The 23,128-nt window shown below is 71.5% G+C and carries 22 protein-coding genes; 9 read left to right on the top strand and 13 right to left on the bottom strand.

Annotated features, from left to right (window positions below):
- Positions 1-5: 5 nt before the first annotated feature.
- The 4 genes from iolD to iolC are packed head-to-tail and all read right to left on the bottom strand — an operon-like array spanning position 6 to position 4,540.
- Positions 6-1,883, bottom strand: coding sequence for a 3D-(3,5/4)-trihydroxycyclohexane-1,2-dione acylhydrolase (decyclizing) (iolD, locus tag CP976_RS15820; protein ID WP_150480945.1), 1,878 nt, complete (start codon positions 1,881-1,883; stop codon positions 6-8).
- Complete coding sequence (gene iolB, locus CP976_RS15825; RefSeq protein ID WP_150480946.1) at positions 1,880-2,701, bottom strand: 5-deoxy-glucuronate isomerase; 822 nt, start codon at positions 2,699-2,701, stop codon at positions 1,880-1,882. Before iolB ends, iolD begins: the two co-directional genes overlap by 4 nt.
- 10 nt (positions 2,702-2,711) lie before the next feature.
- Positions 2,712-3,593 (bottom strand): Cgl0159 family (beta/alpha)8-fold protein, encoded by an 882-nt coding sequence (locus CP976_RS15830; protein ID WP_150480947.1) that lies wholly within the window; start codon positions 3,591-3,593, stop codon positions 2,712-2,714.
- On the bottom strand, positions 3,590-4,540 hold the full coding sequence (iolC, locus tag CP976_RS15835) for a 5-dehydro-2-deoxygluconokinase (RefSeq protein WP_150480948.1): 951 nt from the start codon (positions 4,538-4,540) through the stop codon (positions 3,590-3,592). The genes CP976_RS15830 and iolC overlap by 4 nt, the downstream gene beginning before the upstream one ends.
- Before the next feature lie 408 nt (positions 4,541-4,948).
- Between iolC and CP976_RS15840 the strand changes: the two genes are divergently transcribed.
- Positions 4,949-5,149 (top strand): helix-turn-helix transcriptional regulator, encoded by a 201-nt coding sequence (locus tag CP976_RS15840; RefSeq protein WP_150480949.1) that lies wholly within the window; start codon positions 4,949-4,951, stop codon positions 5,147-5,149.
- A gap of 60 nt (positions 5,150-5,209) precedes the next feature.
- Here the strand turns inward: CP976_RS15840 and CP976_RS15845 are convergent, their stop codons facing one another.
- Together CP976_RS15845 and CP976_RS15850 are read right to left on the bottom strand one after the other, a co-directional pair.
- Entirely contained in the window at positions 5,210-6,253 is a 1,044-nt protein-coding gene (locus CP976_RS15845; RefSeq protein WP_150480950.1) for a zinc-dependent alcohol dehydrogenase family protein, read from the bottom strand.
- Positions 6,254-6,356: 103 nt separating this feature from the next.
- Positions 6,357-8,564, bottom strand: coding sequence for an MMPL family transporter (locus CP976_RS15850; RefSeq protein WP_150480951.1), 2,208 nt, complete (start codon positions 8,562-8,564; stop codon positions 6,357-6,359).
- 163 nt (positions 8,565-8,727) lie between these two features.
- Between CP976_RS15850 and CP976_RS15855 the strand changes: the two genes are divergently transcribed.
- The 3 genes from CP976_RS15855 (at position 8,728) to CP976_RS15865 (ending at position 12,181) form a co-directional block, all read left to right on the top strand.
- Positions 8,728-9,408 carry a TetR/AcrR family transcriptional regulator gene (locus tag CP976_RS15855; RefSeq protein WP_229875203.1) on the top strand — a complete coding sequence of 227 codons (681 nt, stop codon included), beginning with the start codon at positions 8,728-8,730 and terminating at the stop codon, positions 9,406-9,408.
- A 79-nt stretch (positions 9,409-9,487) separates the two neighbouring features.
- Entirely contained in the window at positions 9,488-9,727 is a 240-nt protein-coding gene (locus tag CP976_RS15860; RefSeq protein WP_150480953.1) for a heavy-metal-associated domain-containing protein, read from the top strand.
- A 198-nt stretch (positions 9,728-9,925) separates the two neighbouring features.
- Positions 9,926-12,181, top strand: coding sequence for a heavy metal translocating P-type ATPase (locus CP976_RS15865; RefSeq protein WP_150480954.1), 2,256 nt, complete (start codon positions 9,926-9,928; stop codon positions 12,179-12,181).
- A 648-nt stretch (positions 12,182-12,829) separates the two neighbouring features.
- Here the strand turns inward: CP976_RS15865 and CP976_RS15870 are convergent.
- On the bottom strand, positions 12,830-14,119 hold the full coding sequence (locus CP976_RS15870; RefSeq protein ID WP_086852349.1) for a citrate synthase: 1,290 nt from the start codon (positions 14,117-14,119) through the stop codon (positions 12,830-12,832).
- A 216-nt stretch (positions 14,120-14,335) separates the two neighbouring features.
- Between CP976_RS15870 and CP976_RS15875 the strand changes: the two genes are divergently transcribed.
- On the top strand, positions 14,336-14,536 hold the full coding sequence (locus tag CP976_RS15875; protein WP_150480955.1) for a hypothetical protein: 201 nt from the start codon (positions 14,336-14,338) through the stop codon (positions 14,534-14,536).
- A gap of 11 nt (positions 14,537-14,547) precedes the next feature.
- Here the strand turns inward: CP976_RS15875 and recD2 are convergent, their stop codons facing one another.
- On the bottom strand, positions 14,548-16,821 hold the full coding sequence (gene recD2 / locus CP976_RS15880) for an SF1B family DNA helicase RecD2 (protein WP_150480956.1): 2,274 nt from the start codon (positions 16,819-16,821) through the stop codon (positions 14,548-14,550).
- A gap of 121 nt (positions 16,822-16,942) precedes the next feature.
- On the opposite strand from recD2, the gene CP976_RS15885 reads away from it, so the two are divergent.
- The 3 genes from CP976_RS15885 to uppS are packed head-to-tail and all read left to right on the top strand — an operon-like array spanning position 16,943 to position 19,804.
- Entirely contained in the window at positions 16,943-17,524 is a 582-nt protein-coding gene (locus CP976_RS15885; protein WP_150480957.1) for a DUF6230 family protein, read from the top strand.
- A complete protein-coding gene (locus CP976_RS15890; RefSeq protein ID WP_150480958.1) occupies positions 17,521-17,901 on the top strand; it encodes a DUF6114 domain-containing protein in 381 nt (126 codons plus the stop codon). Before CP976_RS15885 ends, CP976_RS15890 begins: the two co-directional genes overlap by 4 nt.
- Before the next feature lies 1 nt (position 17,902).
- Positions 17,903-19,804: a polyprenyl diphosphate synthase gene (gene uppS / locus CP976_RS15895; RefSeq protein ID WP_150480959.1), complete on the top strand. Its 1,902-nt coding sequence runs from the start codon at positions 17,903-17,905 to the stop codon at positions 19,802-19,804.
- Positions 19,805-19,832: 28 nt separating this feature from the next.
- On the opposite strand, the gene CP976_RS15900 is transcribed toward uppS, so the two are convergent.
- Genes CP976_RS15900 through CP976_RS15910 form a run of 3 tightly spaced genes read right to left on the bottom strand, consistent with a single transcriptional unit; the run spans position 19,833 to position 20,943 of the window.
- Complete coding sequence (locus CP976_RS15900) at positions 19,833-20,039, bottom strand: DUF397 domain-containing protein (RefSeq protein WP_150480960.1); 207 nt, start codon at positions 20,037-20,039, stop codon at positions 19,833-19,835.
- A 15-nt stretch (positions 20,040-20,054) separates the two neighbouring features.
- A complete protein-coding gene (locus CP976_RS15905; protein ID WP_150480961.1) occupies positions 20,055-20,315 on the bottom strand; it encodes a hypothetical protein in 261 nt (86 codons plus the stop codon).
- A gap of 34 nt (positions 20,316-20,349) precedes the next feature.
- Entirely contained in the window at positions 20,350-20,943 is a 594-nt protein-coding gene (locus CP976_RS15910; RefSeq protein WP_150480962.1) for a CGNR zinc finger domain-containing protein, read from the bottom strand.
- 88 nt (positions 20,944-21,031) lie between these two features.
- Here CP976_RS15910 and CP976_RS15915 point away from each other — a divergent pair, with 88 nt between their 5' ends.
- Positions 21,032-21,820 (top strand): MBL fold metallo-hydrolase, encoded by a 789-nt coding sequence (locus CP976_RS15915; RefSeq protein WP_150480963.1) that lies wholly within the window; start codon positions 21,032-21,034, stop codon positions 21,818-21,820.
- Positions 21,821-21,827: 7 nt separating this feature from the next.
- On the opposite strand, the gene CP976_RS15920 is transcribed toward CP976_RS15915, so the two are convergent.
- Both CP976_RS15920 and CP976_RS15925 read right to left on the bottom strand, forming a co-directional pair.
- Positions 21,828-22,475, bottom strand: coding sequence for a dihydrofolate reductase family protein (locus CP976_RS15920; protein ID WP_150480964.1), 648 nt, complete (start codon positions 22,473-22,475; stop codon positions 21,828-21,830).
- Between the two features lie 81 nt (positions 22,476-22,556).
- Positions 22,557-22,922, bottom strand: a complete 366-nt coding sequence (locus CP976_RS15925) for a cupin domain-containing protein (RefSeq protein WP_150480965.1) — start codon at positions 22,920-22,922, stop codon at positions 22,557-22,559.
- Positions 22,923-23,128 lie beyond the last annotated feature (206 nt).

Below are 23,128 nucleotides of genomic sequence, written 5' to 3' on the forward strand. Positions count from 1 at the left end.
CTCCTTCACAGATGGCGGCGTCGGGTGGAGACGTGCCGTTCGTACAGCTCACGTGCCTTGACCGCGGACGGCCGTGTCGCGGTCTCGGCCACGGGTACATCCCACCAGGCCTGGGCGGGAGGCGCGCCCGACACTGTGTCTGCCGTTTGGGTCTCCACATAGACACATGTGGGAGTGTCGGCGGCCCGGGCCTCGGCGAGCGCCCCCCGCAGGTCCCGTACGGACTTCGCGCGCAGGACGCGCATGCCGAGGCTGGCCGCGTTGGCGGCGAGGTCCACCGGCAGCGGCGGCCCCGTGTACGTGCCGTCCTCGGACGGGAAGCGGTAGGCGGTGCCGAACCGCTCGCCGCCGACCGACTCGGACAGTCCGCCGATGGACGCGTAGCCGTGGTTCTGGATGATCAGGACCTTGATCGCGACGCCCTCCTGCACGGCCGTCACGATCTCCGTCGGCATCATCAGGTACGTGCCGTCGCCGACCAGCGCCCACACGGGCCGGTCGGGGGCGGCCATCTTCACGCCGATGGCGGCCGGGATCTCGTAGCCCATGCAGGAGTAGCCGTACTCCAGGTGGTACTGGTCGTACGAGCGGGTCCGCCACAGTTTGTGCAGGTCGCCGGGGAGGGAACCGGCGGCGTTGATGAGGATGTCCGACTCGTCGACCAGGGCGTCCAGGACGCCGAGGACCTGCGGCTGGGTCGGGCGGGTGTCCGGCTCGTCCACCTCGTAGCAGGCGTCGACGCGCTGTTCCCAGCGCTCCTTGTCCTCGGTGTACTCGGTGGCGTAGAGCGGCGCGACCCGGTGGCCGTGCATCTCCAGCCGCTCGGTCAGCTCCTCCAGGCCGGTGCGGGCGTCCGCGACCAGGGGCTGCCCGGCGAGCTTGTGGCCGTCGAAGGAGGCGATGTTGAGGTTGAGGAACCGGACGTTCTCGCCGGTGAAGAGGGTGCCGGAGGCGGTGGTGAAGTCGGTGTAGCGGGTGCCGACGCCGATCACCAGGTCGGCGGTGCGGGCGAGTTCGTCCGCGGTGGCCGTGCCGGTGTGGCCGATGCCGCCGACGTCCTGGGGGTGGTCGTGGCGCAGGGAGCCCTTGCCGGCCTGGGTGGAGGCGACCGGGATGCCGGTGGTCTCGGCGAACTCGGCGAGCGCCTCCTCGGCGCGGCTGTGGTGGACGCCGCCGCCGGCGACGACCAGGGGCCTCTTCGCCGCGCGGATGAGCCGTAGCGCCTCGGCGAGTTCCGCCGGGTCGGCGCCGGGACGCCGAACGGTCCAGGTGCGCTCGGCGAAGAACTCGTCGGGCCAGTCGTACGCCTCGGCCTGCACGTCCTGGGGCAGGCCGAGGGTGACGGCGCCGGTCTCGACGGGGTCGGTGAGCACGCGCATCGCGTTCAGCGCCGAGGGGATCAGGGTCTCCGGCCGCGTGATCCGGTCGAAGTACCTCGACACCGGGCGCAGACAGTCGTTGACCGACACGTCGCCCGCGTACGGCACTTCGAGCTGCTGGAGGACCGGGTCGGCGGGGCGGGTGGCGAAGATGTCGCCGGGCAGGAGCAGCACCGGCAGGTGGTTGATGGTCGCCAGGGCCGCGCCGGTGACGAGGTTGGTGGCGCCCGGCCCGATGGAGGTCGTCACCGCGTGCGTGGACAGGCGGTTGGACTGGCGCGCGTAACCGACCGCCGCGTGCACCATGGCCTGTTCGTTGCGGCCCTGGTGGTACGGCATCGCGTCGGTGTGTTCCAGGAGCGCCTGGCCGATGCCGGCGACGTTGCCGTGGCCGAAGATGCCCCAGGTGGCGCCGATGAGCCGCTGCCGGACGCCGTCGCGTTCGGTGTACTGGGCGGCGAGGAAACGGACCAGCGCTTGCGCGACGGTCAGGCGGGTGGTCATCGGTAACCCCCTGTGCTTTCTGCGTGGGCCGGGTGGAAGCAGATCCGCCACTCCCGTGTCTCACCGGGACCGGCCATGACATTCAGGTAGTACATGTCGTGGCCGGGCTGGGCGATGGACGGGCCGTGCCATCCGTCGGGGACGAGGACGGCGTCGCCGGAGCGGACCTCCGTGAGGACGTCGGATCCGCCCTCACGCGAGGGGAATACGCGCTGATAGCCGAAACCGTTCGGGCCGTCGATCTCGAAGTAGTAGATCTCCTCCAGCTCGGCCTCCTCGCCGGGCCGGTGCTCGTCGTGCTTGTGCGGCGGGTACGACGACCAGTTGCCGCCGGGTGTGATCACCTCGACCGCGATGAGCTTGTCGCAGTCGAAGGCGTCGGCCGAGGCGAAGTTGCGGACGTGGCGGGTGCAGGTGCCGCTGCCTCGCTGTTCGACGGGGACCTCCGGCGCGGGGCCGTAGCGGGCGGGGAGTTGTCGCTCGCACTTCGCTCCTGCCAAAGCAAAGCGGCCTCCCGCGCCGGAGGCGATCTGGGCCCGGGCGTCACGGGGCGCGTACGCGAAGTCGGTGACCGACGCGAACACGCTCTGTCTGCCCGAGAGGTGGAACTCCTCGTTCTCGACGCGCACCGCGCACGCGCCCGTCAGGGGCAGCACGATCCACTCGCTGTCCCCGGTGGTGAAGGTGTGGGTGCCGCCCGGTGCGAGCTCCACGATCCGCAGGCTGCTGTGCGTCCAGCCGGCCCGCTTGGGGTCGATGTCCAGGACGTAGTTCACGTCGGTGGTGGTGCCCTTGGGGACGTACAGCTGACTGGTCATGGAACGGCCCTCACAGCAGTCCTACGGCGGTGTCCACGGCGGCGGCCACGTCGCCGTCCGCCGGGTACAGCAGCGAACGGCCGACCACCAGCCCGCGCACGGTGGGCAGTTGCAGGGCGCCGCGCCACTTCTCGTACGCCCCGTCCTGGTCGTCGCCCACCTCGCCGCCCAGCAGTACGGCGGGCAGCGTGGAGGCGGTCATGACCTCGGCCATGTCGTCGGGGTTGTCGGTGACCGGCACCTTCAGCCAGGTGTAGGCGGAACTGCCGCCCAGGCCCGAGGCGATGGCGATGGACCGGGTGACGGCCTCGGCGGACAGGTCGTTGCGCAGCCTGCCCGTCTCGTCGCGGCGGGAGATGAACGGCTCGACGAAGACGGGGAGCCGGCGGGCGGCCATGTCGTCGATGGCGCGGGCGGTGGACTCCAGGGTGGTGAGGGAGCCCGGGTCGTCGTAGTCGATGCGCAGGAGCAGCTTGCCCGCGTCGAAGCCGAGGCGCTCGATGTCCTCGGGGCGGTGGCCGGTGAAGCGGTCGTCGAGTTCGAAGCGCGCGCCCTGGAGGCCGCCGCGGTTCATCGAGCCCAGGACGACCTTGCCGTCGAGGGCGCCGAGCAGGAGCAGGTCGTCGAGGATGTCGGCGGTGGCGAGGACGCCGTCCACGCCCGGGCGGGACAGGGCCAGGCAGAGGCGTTCGAGCAGGTCGGCGCGGTTGGCCATGGCCATGCTGCGGCCGCCGACGCCGAGGGCGCCGCGGGCCGGGTGGTCGGCGGCGACGATCATCAGCCGGCCGTTGTCGTTCAGTAGGGAACGGCGGGGGCGGCGGGCCGCGGCCTCGGCGATCGCCTCCGGGCGGTGGCTGCGGAGGCGGACGAGTTCGGAGACGTCGACGCTCACTTGACGGCCCCCGCGGTGACGGCCGCCTCGATCTCGTCCGGGGTGGGCATCGCGGACGAGCACTCCAGGCGGGAGGCGACGATGGCGCCGGCGGCGTTGGCGTGCCGCATGGTCTTCTCCAGGTCCCAGCCGGCCAGCAGGCCGTGGACAAGGGAGCCGCCGAAGGCGTCCCCGGCGCCGAGGCCGTTGAGGACGTTCACGGGCAGCGGCGGGACCTCGGCGCTCTCACCGTCGCGGTTCACGGCCAGGACGCCCTTGGGCCCCTGCTTGACGACGGCCAGCTCGACTCCGGCGTCCAGGAGGGCCCGGGCGGCGGCGTGGGGCTCGCGCACGCCGGTGGCGACCTCCACCTCGTCGAGGTTGCCGACGGCGACGGTGGTGTGGCGCAGGGCCTCCTCGTAGAAGGGGCGGGCCGCGTCGGGGTCGGTCCAGAACATCGGCCGCCAGTCGAGGTCGAAGACGGTCGTGCCGGACTTGGCGCGGTGGGCGAGGGCCGCGAGGGTCGCCGTACGGCTCGGCTCCTCGCTCAGGCCCGTGCCCGTGACCCAGAAGACGCGGGCGTCGCGGATGGCGTCGAGGTCGAGCTCGTGGGCGTCGATCTCCAGGTCGGGGGCCTTGGGCTGCCGGTAGAAGTACAGCGGGAAGTCGTCCGGCGGGAAGACCTCGCAGAAGGTGACCGGGGTGGGCAGGCCGGGGACCGGGGTGACCCAGCGGTCGTCCACGCCGAAGCCCTTCAGGGCCTCGTGCAGGTAGGTGCCGAAGGGGTCGTCGCCGGTGCGGGTGATCACCGCGGTCCGCCGTCCCAGGCGGGCTGCGGCGACCGCGACGTTCGTGGCCGAGCCGCCGAGGAACTTGCCGAAGGACGTGACCTGCGGCAGCGGGACGCCCGTCTGGAGCGGATACAGATCCACTCCGATACGCCCCATGGTGATCAGGTCGTACGCCATCGGCTTCCCCTCGTGTCGGCTCTCCCCGGCTTTGTAGTCCCCTTCCCGAAGCCCTGTCAATGTTTTGTCCGGACATTCGGACCAGATCATGACAGCGCTTTCGGCGAGTCGCGGGATGTGTCCGCTGTGCGTGCCCGCTCAGGTCCCAGTCTTCGCCCGGTGCCGCGTCAAGGCGCCCCGCCGAAGTCCGGCGCGCGTCTTTGCCCCGGCTGTGTCACAAAGGCCCCCTTCCTGTCACACGTGTCGCATCCAGGCGGGTCTTCGGTCACACCCCGCGCACAGGCCCTGCCTTGTGTCACCGGAGCGTCGTTGTCCGGACACAGGCTTGTTGATCGCCAGCGCAGCGCCCGGCTCCCCCGGACGGCCGTCCCCGGTCGCCGCCGTGGTGCGCGCGGGGAGGTACACGTCATGACCGACCGAAGGCTCTGGTCCTACAAGGAGATCGCGGCACACATCCGGGTGCAGCCGGACACCGTGCGGTCCTACCGCAAACACGGCCTGCTGCCCCCGCCCGACCACGTCGAGAGCGGCAAGCCCTACTGGTACGCCGACACGGTCCGGGCCTGGGTGGCGTCCCGGCCCGGTAACCGTGGCCGAAGTACCGACTGACCTTCCCGGCACGGCCTCGTGTCCCACCGTCGCGTAGGGCACGGGTGACTTCGGGGAAGGTCAGCGCCAGGGCTCGATGACCGTCGCGCCCGCCGGGGGCGCCGTCCCCATGGCCGCCAGCGCGGGCGGGGCCTCGTCCAGCGGGATCGTGGACGTCACCAGCAGGTCGGGGCGCAGGACTCCGCCGCGGACCAGCTCCAGCATCGGCGGGTAGCCGTGCGCGGCCATGCCGTGGCTGCCGAGGAGTTCCAGCTCCAGAGCGATCACGCGGGCCATCGGCACGGGTGTCGTGCCGGTCGGCGAGGGCAGCAGGCCGACCTGGACGTGCCGGCCGCGGCGGCGCAGGCCGTTCACGGAGGCGGCGCAGGTGGCGGGTGAGCCGAGGGCGTCCAGGGAGAGATGGGCACCGCCTCCGGTGAGGTCACGGACCGCCGCCGCGGGGTCCGGCACGGCCGACGCGTCCAGGCACTGCGCCGCCCCGAACGTCCGCGCCAGGTCCAGCGCTCGGGCCGACACGTCGACGGCCACGACCCGCGCGCCCGACGCCGCCGCGATCATCACCGCGGAGAGGCCGACCCCGCCGCAGCCGTGCACCGCCACCCACTCCCCCGCCGCGACCCGGCCCTGGCGCACCACCGCCCGGTACGCCGTGGCGAACCGGCAGCCGAGGGAGGCCGCCGTCGCGAACGACAGTTCCTCAGGGATCGCCACGAGGTTGACGTCGGCGTGGTCCAGGGCCACGTACTGGGCGAAGGAGCCCCAGTGCGAGAAGCCGGGCTGGGTCTGCCGCTCGCACACCTGGTGGTCACCCGCCGCACAGGACGGGCAGGTGCCGCAGGCGCAGATGAACGGCACCGTGACCCGGTCGCCGGGCCGCCAGCGGGCCACCCGGTCGCCCACCGCCTCGACGACCCCGGCGAGTTCATGCCCGGGCACGTGCGGCAGCACGATGTCCGGGTCGTGGCCCTGCCAGCCGTGCCAGTCGCTGCGGCACAGCCCCGTGGCCTCGACGCGCACGACGACCCCGTGCTCCGCGGGCTCCGGGTCGGCGACGTCCCGCACCTCGGCCGGCTCTCCGTACCGCTCGAACACCACGGCCCGCATGTTCTGCCCGCCCTTCGTTCGTGTCCGGGGCCACCGGGTGTCCTGGCGCCCCCGGCAGTCAGCGTCCCGGGGAACGCTAGCCCGCGCTCTGCGGGCCTGTGCTTCAGCCCGGGGCTCCGACCTTGTCCCTGGCCGGTTCCGGGGCTCCGGCCGGTTCCTGGTCCGCCTCGCTCAGGCCGAAGCGTTCGTGGAAGCGGCGCAGGGGGCCCGGGGCCCACCACGTGGCGCGGCCGGTGAGGCGCATGACCGCCGGGACCAGGAGGCTGCGGACGATCATGGCGTCCATCAGGACCGCCAGGGCGATGCCCAGGCCGAGCATCTTGGTGTTGGTGACCCGGGACGTGCCGATCGCGACCATGACCACGGCCAGGATGACCGCCGCCGCCGTGATCAGCCCGCCGGTGCGCTGGAGTCCGTGGCGGACGGCCTGGTCGTGGTCGCCGGTGTGGTCGTACTCCTCCTTGATGCGGGAGAGCAGGAACACGCCGTAGTCCATGGACAGGCCGAAGGCCACGCAGAACATCAGGACCGGGAGGGTCGTCTCGATGGAGCCGGGGCTGGTGAAGCCGAGCAGGCCGGAGAGATGGGCGTCCTGGAAGATCCAGACGACCGCGCCGAACATGGCCGTCAGACTGAGCGCGTTGAGCACGACCGCCTGGACCGGTATCAGCACGCTGCCCGTGAGGAGGAAGACCAGGAGCAGGGTGACGATCGTGATGAAGACGGCCGCGAGCGGCAGGCGTTCCCCTATGGCGTCCTTGGAGTCGACCAGGACGGCCGCCGTGCCGGTCACCTTGGTGTCGAAGGGGGCCCGGACCTCGCGCAGGTCGCCGACGAGGCGCTGGGCCGGGTCGTCGACCGCCTCGCCCTTCGGCAGCACCGTGAAGTACGCCGAGTCGCCCTTCACCAGTGGCCCGTCGACCCGCAGCACTTCGGGCAGTCCGGCGATCCGCTCCTTGTAGGCGCCGTACTGCGCCTCGGTCGCGCGGCCCTCGGCGAGCACTTCGAGGCCGCCGCCGGGGCTGCCCGGGAAGCCCTCCCGGATGTGCTGCTGCACGACGTGGGACTCGGACGTCGAGGGCAGCTGGCGGTCGTCGGCGGTGCCGAACTTCACGCCCAGGAAGGGCAGTCCGAGCAGGACGAGGACGGCTGTGGTCCCCAGGGCGAAGAACGGGGCGCGGCGCATGACGAGCGACGCCGTGCGCGCCCAGGTCCTGCCCTCTTCCTCGGCGGGCTTCGGTCGGTGTCCGCGCCGGAACACGCGGCGCAGGTCCCAGGAGTTGACCCGGTGCCCGAGCAGCATCAGCGCGGCCGGGAGCAGGATCAGCGCGGCCGCCGCGGCCAGCAGGACGACGGCGATCCCGGCGTAGGCGAAGGACCTCAGGAAGTACTGCGGGAAGACCAGCATCGCCGCCAGGGACACCGCGACCGTGAGGGCGGAGAACAGCACGGTGCGGCCTGCGGTGCGCAGCGTCGTGCCGATGGCGGTCAGGGGCTCGGCGCCGGTGGACAACTCCTCTCGGAAGCGGCGGACGATGAACAGCGCGTAGTCGACGGCGAGACCGAGGCCGAGGGCCGTGGTGAGGTTGATCGCGAACACGGACACGTCGGTGAGCTCGGTGAGGCCGCGCAGGATCGCGTTCGTCCCGAGGATGGCGACGATGCCGATGCCGAGCGGCAGCAGGGCCGCGACGGCGCTGCCGAAGACCATCACCAGCAGCACGAGCGTCACCGGCAGGGCGATGAGCTCGGCCCGGGTCAGGTCCTCCTGGATGATCGTCTGCATCTCGTGCCGCACGGCGACCGGGCCGCCGACGGTGACCTCCACCGGGCCGTGCGCCCCGCGGTAGTGGGGCGCGATGCGCTCCAGGGTCTCGCCGGCGGTCTTCTCATCGCCCGTGATGCGCGCGGCTATCAGCGCCTCGCGGCCGTCCTCGGCGCGCAGGGCCGGGGTGCCGGACTGCCAGTAGGAGCCGACGCCGGTGACGCCCTTCTCGTTCGCCAGTCGCTCGGCGAGACGCTCGGCCCGGGCGGCGACCGCCGGGTCGTCGACCGAGGCGTCGCCCGCGTCGACCAGGAGCAGCAGGTTGGGCTGGGAGCCGGGGAACTCGCGCTCCAGTGCCTTGGTCGCGTACGTGGACTCGGCGGCCGGGTCCTCCCAGCCGCCTGCGCCGAGGCGGTCGGCGACGCCGCTGCCGGCCAGCACCGCGAGGGCGGTGAGGACCAGCGCCACCAGCAGCGACAGCCTGGGCCGGGCCGTGACGAAGCGGGTCCAGGCTCCGACGCGTGGTGGTGTGTTGACTTCGGTCATCGTGCGGTGTCCCCTTCACCGTGACCCGTGTCCAGGCGCAGCCTGGCAGCACGGGGCTGCCGTAGACTGGCAAACACGAGAGATCGCTCGCATTTCTGCCGACTCCAGAATGCGAGCGACCGCTCGTGTTTGTCAATCGCGTGCTGAGACCTGGGGAAAACGCGTGCCCGAGAAGACCGAGAAGCCCGGAACGGCGAAACCCGGAGCGGAGACGACGACGGCGGCCGAGGACCGGCCGCGCCGCCGCCAGGCGCGCGGCGAGCGCCGGATCGCCCAGCTCCTCGACGCCGCCGCCACCGTCTTCTCCACGACCGGCTACACGGCCGCCAGCACCAACGCCATCGCCCGCGAGGCAGGCGTCTCGCCCGGGACGCTGTACCAGTTCTTCCCGAACAAGGAAGCGATCGCGATCGAGCTGGGCAGCCGGCTCATGCACGAGATGCGGCAGTCCTACGACGAGGTCCTCGCCCCGATCGACCCCGCGGCGACCCCGATCGAGGACGTGATCGCCGGGACCGTCGACCGCTTCATCGAGTTCAACTGCCGCCACCCGGCCTTCTTCGCGCTGATGCACGGCTCCGACATCCCGGGACGCATCGCCGAGGAGCACGACGCGCTGCACCGTACGCTGGCCGCCCGGGTCGAGGCGCTCCTCGCCCCGTTCACCCCCGGCGCCCCCGCCCCGGCCGTCGCCCGCGCCGCCCAGATGTGCGTCGGCATCTACAAGGCGGGTCTGGAGCTGGTCCTGGCCCACGAGGGCGCCGAACGCGAGGCCTATGTCCAGGAGCTGAAGGACGCCCTCCTGCGCTACCTGCGACCCCTCGTCGGGGACGTCGTGAACTGATACCCCCTAGGGGTACAGTTGGTGTGTGCGGACCCCTCGGGTCCCCATTGCCCCACATGCCTCGACGAGGAGTAACGACATGACCGCCCAGACCGACACCACGGGCCCCGTCACCACCGTCTACAAGGTGAGCGGCATGAGCTGCGGACACTGCGAGGGCGCCGTCTCCGGCGAGATCTCCGAGATCTCCGGCGTCAGTTCGGTGACGGCCGTCGCCTCGACCGGCGAGGTCACCGTCGTCTCGGCCACCCCGCTCGACGACGAGGCCGTACGCGCCGCCGTCGACGAGGCCGGTTACGAGCTGGCCGGGAAGGCCTGAGCCGGTTCCGAGAGCCCGGGCCGGGTTCAAGAGCCCGAGCCGGCTCCGAGAGCCCGGCCCGGTTGCAAAGCCCGAGACGCACAGGCCTGAGACATCCCGGTCCTGACACTCGTACCGACGTACGGCCGTACGCCGCCGCCCCCGGCCCGTACGGCCCGTTCCGCTTCCCGGGCGCCCCGCACCACCTGGAGTACGGACATGACCAGCACCACCGCCAAGGCGCCGACGGACCGCGAGCCGGCGCTCGCCGAGGCCGAGCTGCTCATCGGCGGGATGACCTGCGCCTCCTGCGCGGCCCGCGTGGAGAAGAAGCTCAACCGCATGGACGGCGTCACCGCCACGGTGAACTACGCGACGGAGAAGGCCCGGGTCACCTACCCCGCGGGCATCGAGGTCGCCGACCTGATCGCGACCGTGGTGAAGACCGGGTACACCGCCGAGGAGCCCGCGCCCGCGCGCGAGGAGGAGCACACCGCCGAGGGGACGCGCCCCTCCGGGGAGGATCCCGAACTGTCGGTCCTCCGCCGCCGCCTCGTCGTCTCCGCCGCCCTCGCCGTCCCGGTCGTCCTGCTGGCGATGATCCCGGCACTCCAGTTCGACAACTGGCAGTGGCTCTCGCTCACCCTCGCCGCCCCGGTCGTCGTCTGGGGCGGGCTGCCGTTCCACCGGGCCGCCTGGACGAACGCCCGGCACGGTGCCGCCACCATGGACACGCTGGTCTCCCTCGGCACGCTGGCCGCGTTCGGCTGGTCCCTGTGGGCCCTGTTCCTCGGCGACGCGGGCATGCCCGGCATGCGGCACCCCTTCGAGTTCACAGTCTCGCGCGGCGACGGCGCCTCCTCGATCTACCTGGAGGTCGCCTCCGGCGTCACCGCCTTCATCCTGCTGGGCCGCTACCTGGAGGCCCGCTCCAAGCGCCGCGCGGGAGCCGCCCTGCGCGCGCTCATGGAGCTGGGCGCCAAGGACGTCGCCGTGCTGCGGGACGGGCGTGAGGTGCGGATCCCGGCGCAGCGGCTGGCCGTCGGCGACCGGTTCGTCGTACGGCCCGGCGAGAAGATCGCCACCGACGGCACGGTCGTCGAGGGCGCCTCGGCGGTGGACGCCTCGATGCTGACCGGCGAGTCGGTGCCGGTGGACGTGACGGCCGGGGACGCGGTCACCGGCGCGACGGTCAACGCGGGCGGGCGGCTCGTCGTCGAGGCGACCCGGATCGGCGCCGACACCCGGCTCGCGCGGATGGCGAAGCTGGTGGAGGACGCGCAGAACGGCAAGGCCGAGGTGCAGCGGCTCGCCGACCGGATCTCCGGGATCTTCGTGCCGGTGGTCCTGCTGATCGCCGCCGCCACGGCCGGGGCGTGGCTGGGGACGACCGGCGACGGCGTCGCCGCGTTCACCGCCGCGGTCGCGGTCCTGATCATCGCCTGTCCGTGCGCGCTGGGCCTGGCCACCCCGACCGCGCTGATGGTCGGCACGGGCCGTGGTGCCCAGCTCGGCATCCTCATCAAGGGCCCGGAGGTCCTGGAGTCCACGCGCCGGATCGACACGGTCGTCCTGGACAAGACCGGCACGGTCACCACGGGCCGGATGACCCTCCAGGAAGTCCACCTCGCCGAGGGCACCGACGAGAAGGAGGTGCTGCGGCTTGCGGGCGCCGTCGAGCACGCCTCCGAGCACCCCGTGGCCCGTGCGATCGCGCTGGGCGCCGAGGAGAGGGCCGGACGGCTCCCGGACGTCGAGAGCTTCGAGAACGTCCCCGGGCGGGGCGTACGGGGGCGCGTGGAGGGCCGTGAGGTCGTCGTGGGGCGACTCTTCGACGACGTACCGCCCGAACTGGCCCGCGCGCGGGACGAGGCCGAGCGAGCGGGCCGTACGGCCGTCCTGGCCGGCTGGGACGGGACGGCGCGGGCCGTGCTGGCCGTGGCGGACGCGGTCAAGGAGACCAGTGCCGAGGCGGTGCGGGAGCTGCGCGCGCTGGGGCTCACACCGGTGCTGCTGACCGGGGACAACCGGGCGGTGGCCGAAACGGTGGCCGAGGCCGTCGGGATCGACCAGGTCATCGCGGAGGTCCTGCCCGAGGACAAGGTCGACGCCGTACGGCGGTTGCAGGCCGAGGGGCGGGTCGTCGCCATGGTGGGCGACGGCGTCAACGACGCGGCCGCGCTCGCCACCGCCGACCTGGGCCTGGCCATGGGCACCGGCACGGACGCGGCGATCGAGGCGGGCGATCTGACGCTGGTCCGCGGCGACCTGCGGGTGGCCGCGGACGCGATCCGGCTGTCGCGCCGGACGCTGGCCACGATCAAGGGCAACCTCGTCTGGGCCTTCGGCTACAACGTGGCCGCGCTGCCGCTGGCCGCCGCGGGACTGCTGAACCCGATGATCGCCGGGGCCGCGATGGCCTTTTCGTCGGTCTTCGTCGTCACGAACAGTCTCCGACTGCGGACATTCCGGTGAAGTCGCCCGAATTCGCCCTAAGTTCGCGGCGAACGTGATATGAGCCCCTCTGGAGTCCCGGGCCCGGCTCACATAAGCTCTTCACAAGGCTCACGCACCATCCTTACGCTTGAGCCCCAAGCGGCATACCCGGGCTCTTGCGTACCTTACGGACATACGCAAGAGACGCAGATCACAGTGATGTGAACGTAACCATCGAAGGGGTTCGAAGGTCTAAGTTGACGATGTCGGGGAGCGTCTTGGGGGGCGCCACCTGGCATCTGGAGATGTCTTGGGGGACCTCTCCAGAGATGCGTTGCCGGGGCACGTACACCGGGAAGCTTTGAGCGGCCCTCCCGGTAGTGCGCTGTCCCGGCAGACCGCACACCGCAGTACGGCGAGTTTTTACTCGTTGTGCTCAACAGCGATTCAGGCGCTGTCCTCACAGACGCCCGGCCGGATCCCGTGGGGGGAATCCGAACCGGGACTGGGAAGGCGCCCTGGTCGTCGGCCCGTGGGGGGACCGGCGACAGGGCGCCTTCTTTCTTTTCCGCTTTTCCGCCTCTCGGACCTCTTACCCCCCCGCGGCCACGCAAGAGCCCCCGCAGTCGCACAGCGGCGGATACGGGGGCCGAGCGGTACTGCGCCTCAGCGCTCCTCGACGGAGACTCAGCGCTCCTCGACGGGCACGAAGTCGCGCTCGACGACGCCCGTGTAGATCTGGCGCGGGCGGCCGATGCGGGAGCCCGGCTCCTTGATCATCTCGTGCCACTGCGCGATCCAGCCCGGCAGGCGGCCGAGGGCGAACAGGACCGTGAACATCTCGGTCGGGAAGCCCATGGCCCGGTAGATCAGGCCGGTGTAGAAGTCGACGTTCGGGTAGAGGCTGCGCGAGACGAAGTAGTCGTCGGAGAGCGCGTGCTCCTCCAGCTTCAGCGCGATGTCCAGCAGCTCGTCGGACTTGCCGAGGGCGGACAGCACGTCGTGCGCGGCGGCCTTGATGATCTTGGCGCGCGGGTCGAAGTTCTTGTAGACCCGGTGGCCGAAGCCCATCAGGCGGACGCCGTCCTCCTTGTTCTTCACCTTGCGGATGAAGGAGTCGACGTCACCGCCGGAGTCGCGGATGCCCTCCAGCATCTCCAGCACGGACTGGTTGGCGCCGCCGTGCAGCGGGCCCCACAGCGCGTTGATGCCGGCGGAGATCGAGGCGAACATGTTGGCCTGCGAGGAGCCGACCAGGCGGACCGTGGAGGTCGAACAGTTCTGCTCGTGGTCCGCGTGCAGGATCAGCAGCTTGTCGAGCGCGGAGACCACGGTCGGGTCCAGGTCGTACTCCTGCGCCGGGACCGAGAAGGTCATCCGGAGGAAGTTCTCGACGTAGCCGAGGTCGTTGCGCGGGTAGACGAACGGGTGACCGATCGACTTCTTGTACGCGTAGGCCGCGATCGTCGGGAGCTTGGCGAGGAGTCGGATCGTCGAGAGGTTGCGCTGGCGCTCGTCGAACGGGTTGTGGCTGTCCTGGTAGAACGTGGACAGCGCCGAGACGACCGAGGACAGCATGGCCATCGGGTGGGCGTCGCGGGGGAAGCCCTTGTAGAAGTTCTTGACGTCCTCGTGCAGCAGGGTGTGCTGCGTGATGTCGTTCTTGAACGTCGAGAGCTCGTCGACGGTCGGCAGCTCGCCGTTGATCAGCAGGTAGGCGACCTCCAGGAAGGTGGAGCGCTCGGCCAGCTGCTCGATCGGGTAGCCGCGGTACCGCAGGATGCCCGCTTCGCCGTCCAGGTAGGTGATGGCGGATTTGTAGGCGGCGGTGTTGCCGTACCCGCTGTCCAGCGTCACCAGACCGGTCTGGGCGCGGAGCTTGCCGATGTCGAAGCCCTTGTCACCGACGGTGCTGTCGATCACCGGGTAGGTGTACTCGCCGTCGCCGTACCGCAGTACTACAGAGTTGTCGCTCACGTCATCCCTCACCGACGTTGTGCCTCTTCTTCGAGGTGCCCTGACTGTCTCTACCATCCCCCATTTGGCGCAGGAGAGTGCACTCGGGGTCGACCATTGGGCCTATCAACGGCACTGAGTGCCGCCAACCTGTCCATCCTGCCCCCTCCTGCCCTCCCGAGGAAAGCACTGTGTGACCTTTCCGACTTGTTTGATCGATCATTTTTCGATCGGCGGGTGTCGGCGGAGGTCGCGGTGGCCCTGACCCGGGGTCAGCCCCCTGCCAGGGTGCGGGTCGGCTGCGTCGCCCAGCGCGGCGCCGTGGGGGCGCCCGCGCTCGGCGGGCTCGACCACCGGGCAGGGCTGCTCGGTCCCGGCGACCGCACCTGCCACGGTCACCCCGGCAGCAGGACACGACGTACCCCCGGCAGCGCGTGAACGCGTCGGCGTCAGTCTGACTCGACCGGGAGCCGGCCCCCGGCCAGGCGGAAGTCCAACGCCGTGCACCGCCGCCCCGCGGACACCGTACGGACCGCTTGGCCCAGGGCCTTCCGCGAACCCACCAGGACCACCAGCTTCTTCGCCCGAGTGACCGCCGTATACAGCAGGTTGCGCTGGAGCATCATCCAGGCCCCGGTGGTCACCGGGATGACGACAGCTGGGTATTCACTGCCCTGGGAGCGGTGGATCGTCACCGCGTACGCGTGGGCGAGCTCGTCGAGTTCGTCGAACTCGTACGGCACCTCCTCGTCCTCGTCCGTCCGCACCGTCAGCCGCTGGTCGTCGAGGTTGAGGGAAGTCACCACGCCGACCGTGCCGTTGAAGACGCCGTTCTCGCCCTTCTCGTAGTTGTTGCGGATCTGCGTGACCTTGTCGCCGACGCGGAAGACGCGACCGCCGAACCGCTTCTCGGGAAGGTCGGGGCGGGCCGGTGTGATGGCCTGCTGAAGCAGGCCGTTGAGGGTGCCCGCGCCCGCCGGGCCCCGGTGCATGGGGGCGAGGACCTGCACGTCCCGGCGCGGGTCCAGCCCGAACTTGGCGGGGATCCGCCGCGCCGCCACGTCCACCGTGAGCCGCCCCGCCTCCTCCGTGTCGTCCTCGACGAAGAGGAAGAAGTCCTTCATGCCGTCCGTGAGGGGGTGTTGGCCGGCGTTGATCCGGTGCGCGTTCGTCACCACGCCCGACTGCTGGGCCTGGCGGAAGACCCGGGTGAGGCGGACGGCGGGGATCGGGCCCCCGTCGGCCAGGAGGTCGCGCAGCACCTCCCCCGCGCCCACGCTCGGCAGCTGGTCCACGTCCCCGACGAAGAGGAGGTGGGCTCCCGGCGGCACGGCCTTGACGAGTTTGTTGGCGAGGAGCAGGTCCAGCATGGACGCCTCGTCGACCACCACCAGATCGGCGTCCAGCGGGCGGTCCCGGTCGTAGGCCGCGTCGCCGCCGGGCTTCAGCTCCAGCAGGCGGTGGACCGTGGAGGCCTCGGCGCCGGTGAGCTCGGACAGGCGCTTGGCGGCCCGGCCGGTCGGGGCGGCGAGCACGACCTTCGCCTTCTTGGCGCGGGCCAGCTCCACGATGGAGCGGACCGTGAAGGACTTGCCGCAGCCGGGGCCGCCGGTGAGGACGGCGACCTTCTCGGTCAGGGCGAGCTTGACGGCGGCCTCCTGCTCGGGGGCGAGGTCGACGCCGGTGCGTGTTCTCAGCCAGCCGAGGGCCTTGTCCCAGGCCACCGCCCGGAAGCCGGGCATCCGGTCCTCCTCCGTGCGCAGGAGGCGCAGCAGCTGGGCGGAGAGGGAGAGTTCGGCGCGGTGGAAGGGCACGAGGTAGACCGCGGTGACCGGCTCGCCGCCGTCAGGGGCCGGGACCTTCTCCCGTACGACGCCGGGGTCCTCGCCGTCCTCCGGGGGTTCGGCCAGCTCGGCGAGGCACTCGATGACCAGGCCCGTGTCGACCTGGAGGAGCTTGACCGCGTCCTTGATCAGCTGCTCCTCCGGGAGGAAGCAGTGGCCCTGGTCGGTGGACTGCGACAGCGCGTACTGGAGGCCCGCCTTGACGCGCTCCGGGCTGTCGTGCGGGATGCCGACGGACTGGGCGATCTTGTCGGCGGTGAGGAAACCGATCCCCCAGACATCGGCGGCGAGGCGGTAGGGCTGGTTCTTCACCACGGAGATGGACGCGTCGCCGTACTTCTTGTAGATCCGCACCGCGATGGACGTGGACACCTCGACCGTCTGGAGGAAGAGCATGACCTCCTTGATGGCCTTCTGTTCCTCCCAGGCGTCGGCGATCTTCTTCGTCCGCTTGGGCCCGAGGCCCGGGACCTCGATGAGCCGCTTGGGCTCCTCCTCGATGATCTGGAGGGTGTCCAGTCCGAAGTGCTGCGTGATCCGGTCGGCGAAGACCGGGCCGATGCCCTTGACCAGGCCGGAGCCGAGGTAGCGTCGGATGCCCTGGACGGTGGCGGGCAGGACCGTCGTGTAGTTCTCCACGTGGAACTGCTTGCCGTACTGGGGATGCGAGCCCCAGCGGCCCTCCATGCGCAGGGACTCCCCTACCTGGGCGCCGAGCAGCGCGCCCACGACCGTGAGCAGATCGCCGCCGCCTCTGCCGGTGTCGACCCGGGCGACCGTGTAGCCGTTCTCCTCGTTGGCGTACGTGATCCGCTCGAGAACGCCTTCGAGCACGGCGAGTCGCCGTTCGCCGGCGGGGGTTCCCGTCTGGTTGGGCATGATCCGACCGTACCTTCGGGGTGTGACAACGGGAGTGGGGTCATATCAGCCGATAGTGAGTTCGGCAGTACTTCGGTCCGCGACGGTCGTTGGGCCGGGCGTGATCAAGAACAACAGCCCGGTGAGTGCACGGACCGGGCGGACGAGCCGCACGCGGTTCGTCCTGGCCCTGGCACCCCTGCTCCTGGGTGCCTCCGCCCTGCTGGCCGGAAGCGCCGCGGGGGCCGTCTCAGTGGCGTTCGCGGGGGAGGTGCCGGTAACGGTCCACGTGGCTCGGGTGACCGGGTCGGGTGTCTCGGCCTCTCCGGGCGCCTCCGGGCGTGGCGGGCTGCTGCCGGCGCTGGCCACGCGAGTGGAGCAGGCCACCGTGCGGGACGCCTGCGTGACCTCCACCGCCCAGCTGCCGGTCGTCGGCGCCGTGACGGCCGTCGTGCGGATCGAGCGTGCGTCGGCCACCGGGTTGACCGTGGAGACGGGCAAGACCACCGCCGGGTCGGTGAAGCTGTCCGGGGCCAGGTTCAGCACCCCGCAGAGGTCCCTGGACCGGCCCACGGGCCTGTTCACCGTCGGCGCGCAGAAGGTCAGCGGCAGCGGGGTGACCACGCGGCCGCATGCCTTCACGGCCGGGACGATCACCTCCGAGGGTGTCGCCATCGAGTTGCGCCGGGGCAAGGGCGGCTGCACGCCGGGAGCGACCCCATGACGATCGCGATCCGACCTGCCGGGTGGCCCGCGTGGCGTCAGAGCCGCCCGTTCGCGGCGGGCCTGCTGCTCGCCCTCGGCGGGCTGGAGTTGATCTGCGTCTCCTGGGTGGGGCTGGGGTTCCTGCGGTTCACCGGCACCGCGGGCGCGGCGTCGTGGACCCTGGGCGCCCTGTTCGTCGTCGCCGGTGTGACGACGTGGCGCAACCCGGCCCTGCGCTACTTCTCCGGCGTCCTGGCCGCCGTACTGTCCCTGGTCAGCCTGGTGGCCGCCAACCTCGGCGGACTGCTCCTCGGCTTCCTGCTCACCGCCGTCGGCAGCGCCCTGGCCCTGGCCTGGATCCCCCAGCAGGCGCCTTCAGCCCGAGAGGAGGCGTGAGATGAGGCCTTCCCCCCTGCACCCCGCCCGGGTCTACCGGCGCAGCGGCATCCACGACCCGGTCCTGCGTCGCGGCTACGAGGCATGCCGCCGCGCCACCCGCGCCAGGGGCGAGATCGAGTACGCCGTCTCGCTGCTGCTGCCGCCGCCGCTGCGGATCGCAACCTGGGCGTTGTACGGCGCCGGGGTGACGGTGGACTGTCTGGCGGACACAGCGGGTGTAGCGGACATGACGGAGCCGCCGGACATGAAGGACGCCGGACGCGCCGAGCGGCTGGAGGCGTGGATCGCGGCATTCGACGCCGACCTGCGCGACGGCCGCAGCACCGACCCGGTACGGCAGGCGTTGATCCACACCATGCTCACGTGGAACCTGCCGCCGGGATTCATGCACACCCAGTTCGAGCAGCTGCGCCTCGACGTCCACGGGCGCCGGTTCGCCACCTGGCAGGAGTGGCGACGCTACAACAGCCTGGTCACCACCCCGTTCGTGCTGCGCGCGGCCTCGCTGATGATGCGAGTCGCCGGCCTGTCGGCCGAACCCGAGGCGATCGCCTCAGGCGTACCGGACGCGGCGGTGGCGTGGCAGCTGGCCGTCGACGCCCTCGTCCTCACCGACGCCCTCATGGACCTCTCCGAAGACCTGGCCGACGGCCATGTGCCGCTGCCGCAGGAGGCCCTGGACGAGGCCGGCGTGCGCCGCGCGGACCTGCTGGAGCGGCGCAGCACCCCGGCCTTCGAGGAGCTGGTGCGCCGCCTGGCCGACCAGGCCGGTGGCTGGCTGGACCGGACACCGGTGCCCCCCGTGCTGCACCCCGCGGTCGGCATCGCGCTCGGCGCCTACACCGAGCTGTACCGGCTGCGCCTGGGGGCCGCCGCTGACGACCCGGCCGCGCTGCTGCACCGCCGCCCGGCCCTGCCGGCAGGCGCCCGGCTGCGCGTGCTGCTGCCCGCCCGGGCGCGGGCCGCGATGGCCTGGGCGCTTTTCCCGTTCCCCGTACGGCCCTGCCCGCCGCCGGAACCGGCCTGTCCGCCCGCAGGGCTCGCCGGGACCGCCGAAGTGCGCTCGCCCGCGGCCGAAGCGCTCTCCCCGGCCACAGAGCGGCGACCGGTCGTCCCCCCGGCACCGCACCCGTCCGGCGCCCGCCCGCCCGGGCTGCCCGCCGGTGCCCTGCCGCGCCACGTCGCGATCGTGATGGACGGCAACGGCCGCTGGGCCACCGCCCAGGGCCTGCCGCGCAGCGAGGGCCATCGGGCGGGCGCCGACGCACTGGTCGACGTCGTCCACGGCGCCCTGGAGATCGGCCTGAAGTACCTGACCGTGTACGCGTTCTCCACCGAGAACTGGAAACGCCCGGCTGACGAACTGCAGGCGCTGATGCACGAGATCCCCCGGCAGCTGAACCGGATCACGGACGGCGCCGAGCCGCTGGACGTCCGCGTGCGCTGGGCCGGACTGCGCTCCCGCCTGCCGGCCGACGTCATCGAAGCACTCGCCGACGCGGAGCAGGTCACCCGCGACCGCACCGGGCTCACCCTGACCGTGTGCCTCAACTACGGCGGCCGGGCCGAGATCACGGCAGCCGCGGCACACCTCGCTCAAGAGGCGGTCGCCGGGCGCATCGACCCCGCCTCGGTCTCCGAGCACGCCTTCGCCCGCCACCTGCACGTCCCCGAACTGCCCGACGTCGACCTGCTGCTGCGCACCGGAGGCGACCAGCGCACTTCCAACTTCCTGCCCTGGCAGGCGACTTACGCCGAGCTGTTGTTCCTCGACACCCCGTGGCCGGAGGTGGACCGCCGCGACCTGTGGCACGCGATCGAGCAGTACGCCCGCCGGACGCGCCGCTACGGCTCCATCCCCCGCATCCCCGCCCAGGCGCGGCCCGCGGACAGGGCATGAGCCGGCGGTACCCGCCGGGGTCCGGCAGTCAGGCCTTTATGTGACCTTCCTTGACGGCCGTCACGAATGCCGTCCAGCCATGGGCGGAGAAGACCAGGGTGGGGCCGGGGATCGTCTTGCTGTCGCGGACGGGGACGTCGGGGTGGTTGGGGGCGACTTCGAGGCACTCTCCTTGATCGCCGCCGCTGTAACTGGACTTGTACCAGCCGGTGATGCTGCTTTCAGTGGTGACCATGCGCGTGTCCCTCCGCTACTCTCCGGACTGCCGCTCGTGTCGGTGAGTGCCGCGGGCCAGTTCCTGGAGCAGCTCCTGCTCGGTCTTTCCGGTATCCCGGGCCATCTTGCGCAGCAACAGGGCGCAGAGGGCCGCCGCCCCGTCCATGAGGGCCTCGGTCGCCATGGGGTCCTCGCGCCGTCGCTCTGTCACGTAGGCCGTGAGCAGGTCGTTGCCGGAGACGTAGGCGGTCATGAACTCGATGCCGTTACGAAGACGGTCGTAGTCGCTGGTCATGGTCGAACCGTCCCACACGGGTGCAGCGATCGAGTCATCGCGAGGTGCCGCGGCGGGCATACGCCCGCGCCGCGCGGGCGCGGTCGCCGCAGCGGGTGGAGCACCACTGGCGGCGGCCGTGGCGGAGCAGGTAGCGGGTGCAGGGCGGGGAGCCGCAGGCGGTGAGGCGTTCGGCGTCGGGTGAGGTGAGCAGGTCCGCGGCGTCGGCGGCGAGGGTGGCCAGGGCGAGGTCGACGATCGCGGTGGTGGGGTGGGGGGCCGTGCGGTAGGGGCCGGTCTTGTCGTCCCAGCGCAGCAGCGGGGCCGTGGGGACCCGGGTCATCGCGTCGTTGACGGCCGCCACGGCCGCGGGGAGGGCGGGCAGGCCTTCGGCGCGGGCGGCGAACAGCGATCTGATCTGTTCGCGCAGGGAGCGCAGTTGCGTCGCGCACATCTCCCGCATGCCGGCGTCGACCGGGGCGAGGCCGCGCTGGGTCAGCCAGTGGTTCGTCTGCGCGGGGGTGCCCAGGAGGTCGACCGTGTGCCCGCCGGGCAGCGCGATCGCGCTGTTGACGAGGGCGAGCGAGGGGTGCTCCTCCTCGCCCTGCGCGGGCGGCGGGGCGGGCTGGTCGATCACGGGCTCTTGCATACCTCTCATGGTACGGGTTGCCTGTATCCGTGAGAAGCGGCTACGGTCATCTCACGGTTCGAACGCATCTATCCGTGAGGTTTCTTTCATGTCTGCGCTTCCCGCGACGACCGCCCCCTTCCCCGTCCGCGTCTTCGGCGGCCCGACCGCCCTCTTCGAGTACGGCGGCCTGCGCTTCCTGACCGACCCGACCTTCGACGGCCCCGGTGACTTCCCCGCGCCCGCCGTGGTTCTGACCAAGACCGCCCCCTCCGCCGGCTCGCCCGTCGAACTCGGCCCCGTCGACGTGGTGCTCCTCTCGCACGACGAGCACGCCGACAACCTCGACACCTCCGGCCGGGCCCTGCTCGCCGACGTCCCGCTCACCCTGACCACCCCCGGAGGCGGACAGCGCCTCGGTGAGAAGGCCAGGGGACTGGCCGACTGGGAGTCCGTCGAGGTGGAGCGCCCCGACGGCGGCACGGTCACCGTCACGGGCGTCCCCGCCATCCACGGACCCGGCCCCCGCGAAGAGGTCGAGCCGATCACCGGGCAGGTCGTCGGCTTCGTCCTGACCGGCGAGGGCCTGCCCACCGTCTACGTCAGCGGTGACAACGCCTCACTGGACGCGGTGAAGGAGGTCGCCGAGCGCTTCGCCCCGGTGGACACCGCCATACTGTTCGCCGGCGCGCCGCGCTTCGCGGAAGTCTTCGACGGAGAGGTGATCGTCCTGGACAGCGCCATGGCCGCCGAGGCCACGCGGATCCTCGGCGCCCGCCGGGTGGTCCCGGTCCACTACGACAGCTGGGCCCACTTCACCGAGGGCCGCGAGGAGCTTCAGGCCGCCTTCGCCGCCGCCGGGCTCGCCGACCGGCTGGACTGGGGCGGACGCGGCTGACCTGCCGTCACTTCCTCCAGAACAGGTGATGGACCACCCCACTGGGGCTCGGCACCACATCGCAGTGGAAGCGGTCGAACAGCTCCTCGGGGGACTCCCAGAGCCGTGAGCCGGACCCGATGACCACGCCGGGCGAGACCGCCACGTGCAGCGTGTCCACCAGGTCGGCGCCGAGGAACTCCCGGATGGTGGCCGCCCCGCCGCCGAGCCGGACATCCTTGCCGCCGGCCGCCTCGCGCGCCTGCTTCAGGACGTCGGCCGGGTCGCCGCCGACGAAGTGGAACGTGGTGTCGGAGAGGGTGAACGACGGGCGCTCGTGGTGGGTCATGACGAACACGGGCGTGTGGAACGGGGGTTCGTCACCCCACCAGCCCATCCACTCGTGGTCCTGCCACGGCCCGCGATGGGGGCTGAACTTGTTACGGCCCATGATCTCGGCGCCGATGTTGTTCGTGAAGTCGCGTGTGAGGTAGTCGTCGAGACCGCGGCTCCCGCCGGGGTCGGTGCGGTTGGGCCAGCTCGCCGTGGCACCGGCCCAGGCGAACATCTGTCCTGGGTCGGCGTGGCCGAACGGGCGCTCCAGGCTCTGGTGCTCACCGGCACCGAACCCGTCGCTCGAGACGTTGAAGTTCTGCACGCGCAGTAGCTGAGGCACGACGCTCCTCCTGTGGTCGATGAGGGTTGGACCGCTCCGGGCGGCGAATCTCATCGGTCGTCGGGAATTCCCGCCTCCGGCTCACCCCGACTGTGCCACCACGTGCTCGATCACCTGCTTGAAGTCCTCGGTCGGGGAGAACTCCACGAACTCGCTGTCCTCGAGAGCCACCGGGACATGCCCGGGCGCCCAGTAGTACGCCTGGCCCGCCTTGTACTCCTCCTCGCCGGCCGGCGTACTCATCCTGATCCGGCCCTTCAGCAGGTAGCCCCAGTGGGGGCACTGGCACGCGTCGTCGGGCATGCCCTTGAGGGCAGGGCCCATGTCCGTGCCCCGCGGCAGGCTGATGTAGCTCACCGACATGTCACCCCCGATGGGCATGGTGCGTACCTCCACGCCGTCGCCTTCGAGTGCGACAGGGGCGTCGGTCCTGGTCGCCGCAGTCATGACTCCTCCGCTCCGGCCCACCAGGGCCTCGGGAAACCCTCGTACCTCCACCCTGGATCGCCGGGCCGCACCCCGCGACATCACGATCCGGTCAAGAGGTGCCCTCCGGGTCTTGATTTACCGGCGTGTAATCGATTCCATCCACCCGTCGATGTAATCGATTCCACGAGCGCTTCAGCAAGTGCTCCCACGACTGATCCACAAGG

The organism is Streptomyces coeruleorubidus (assembly GCF_008705135.1).
GTDB classification, from domain to species: domain Bacteria; phylum Actinomycetota; class Actinomycetes; order Streptomycetales; family Streptomycetaceae; genus Streptomyces; species Streptomyces coeruleofuscus.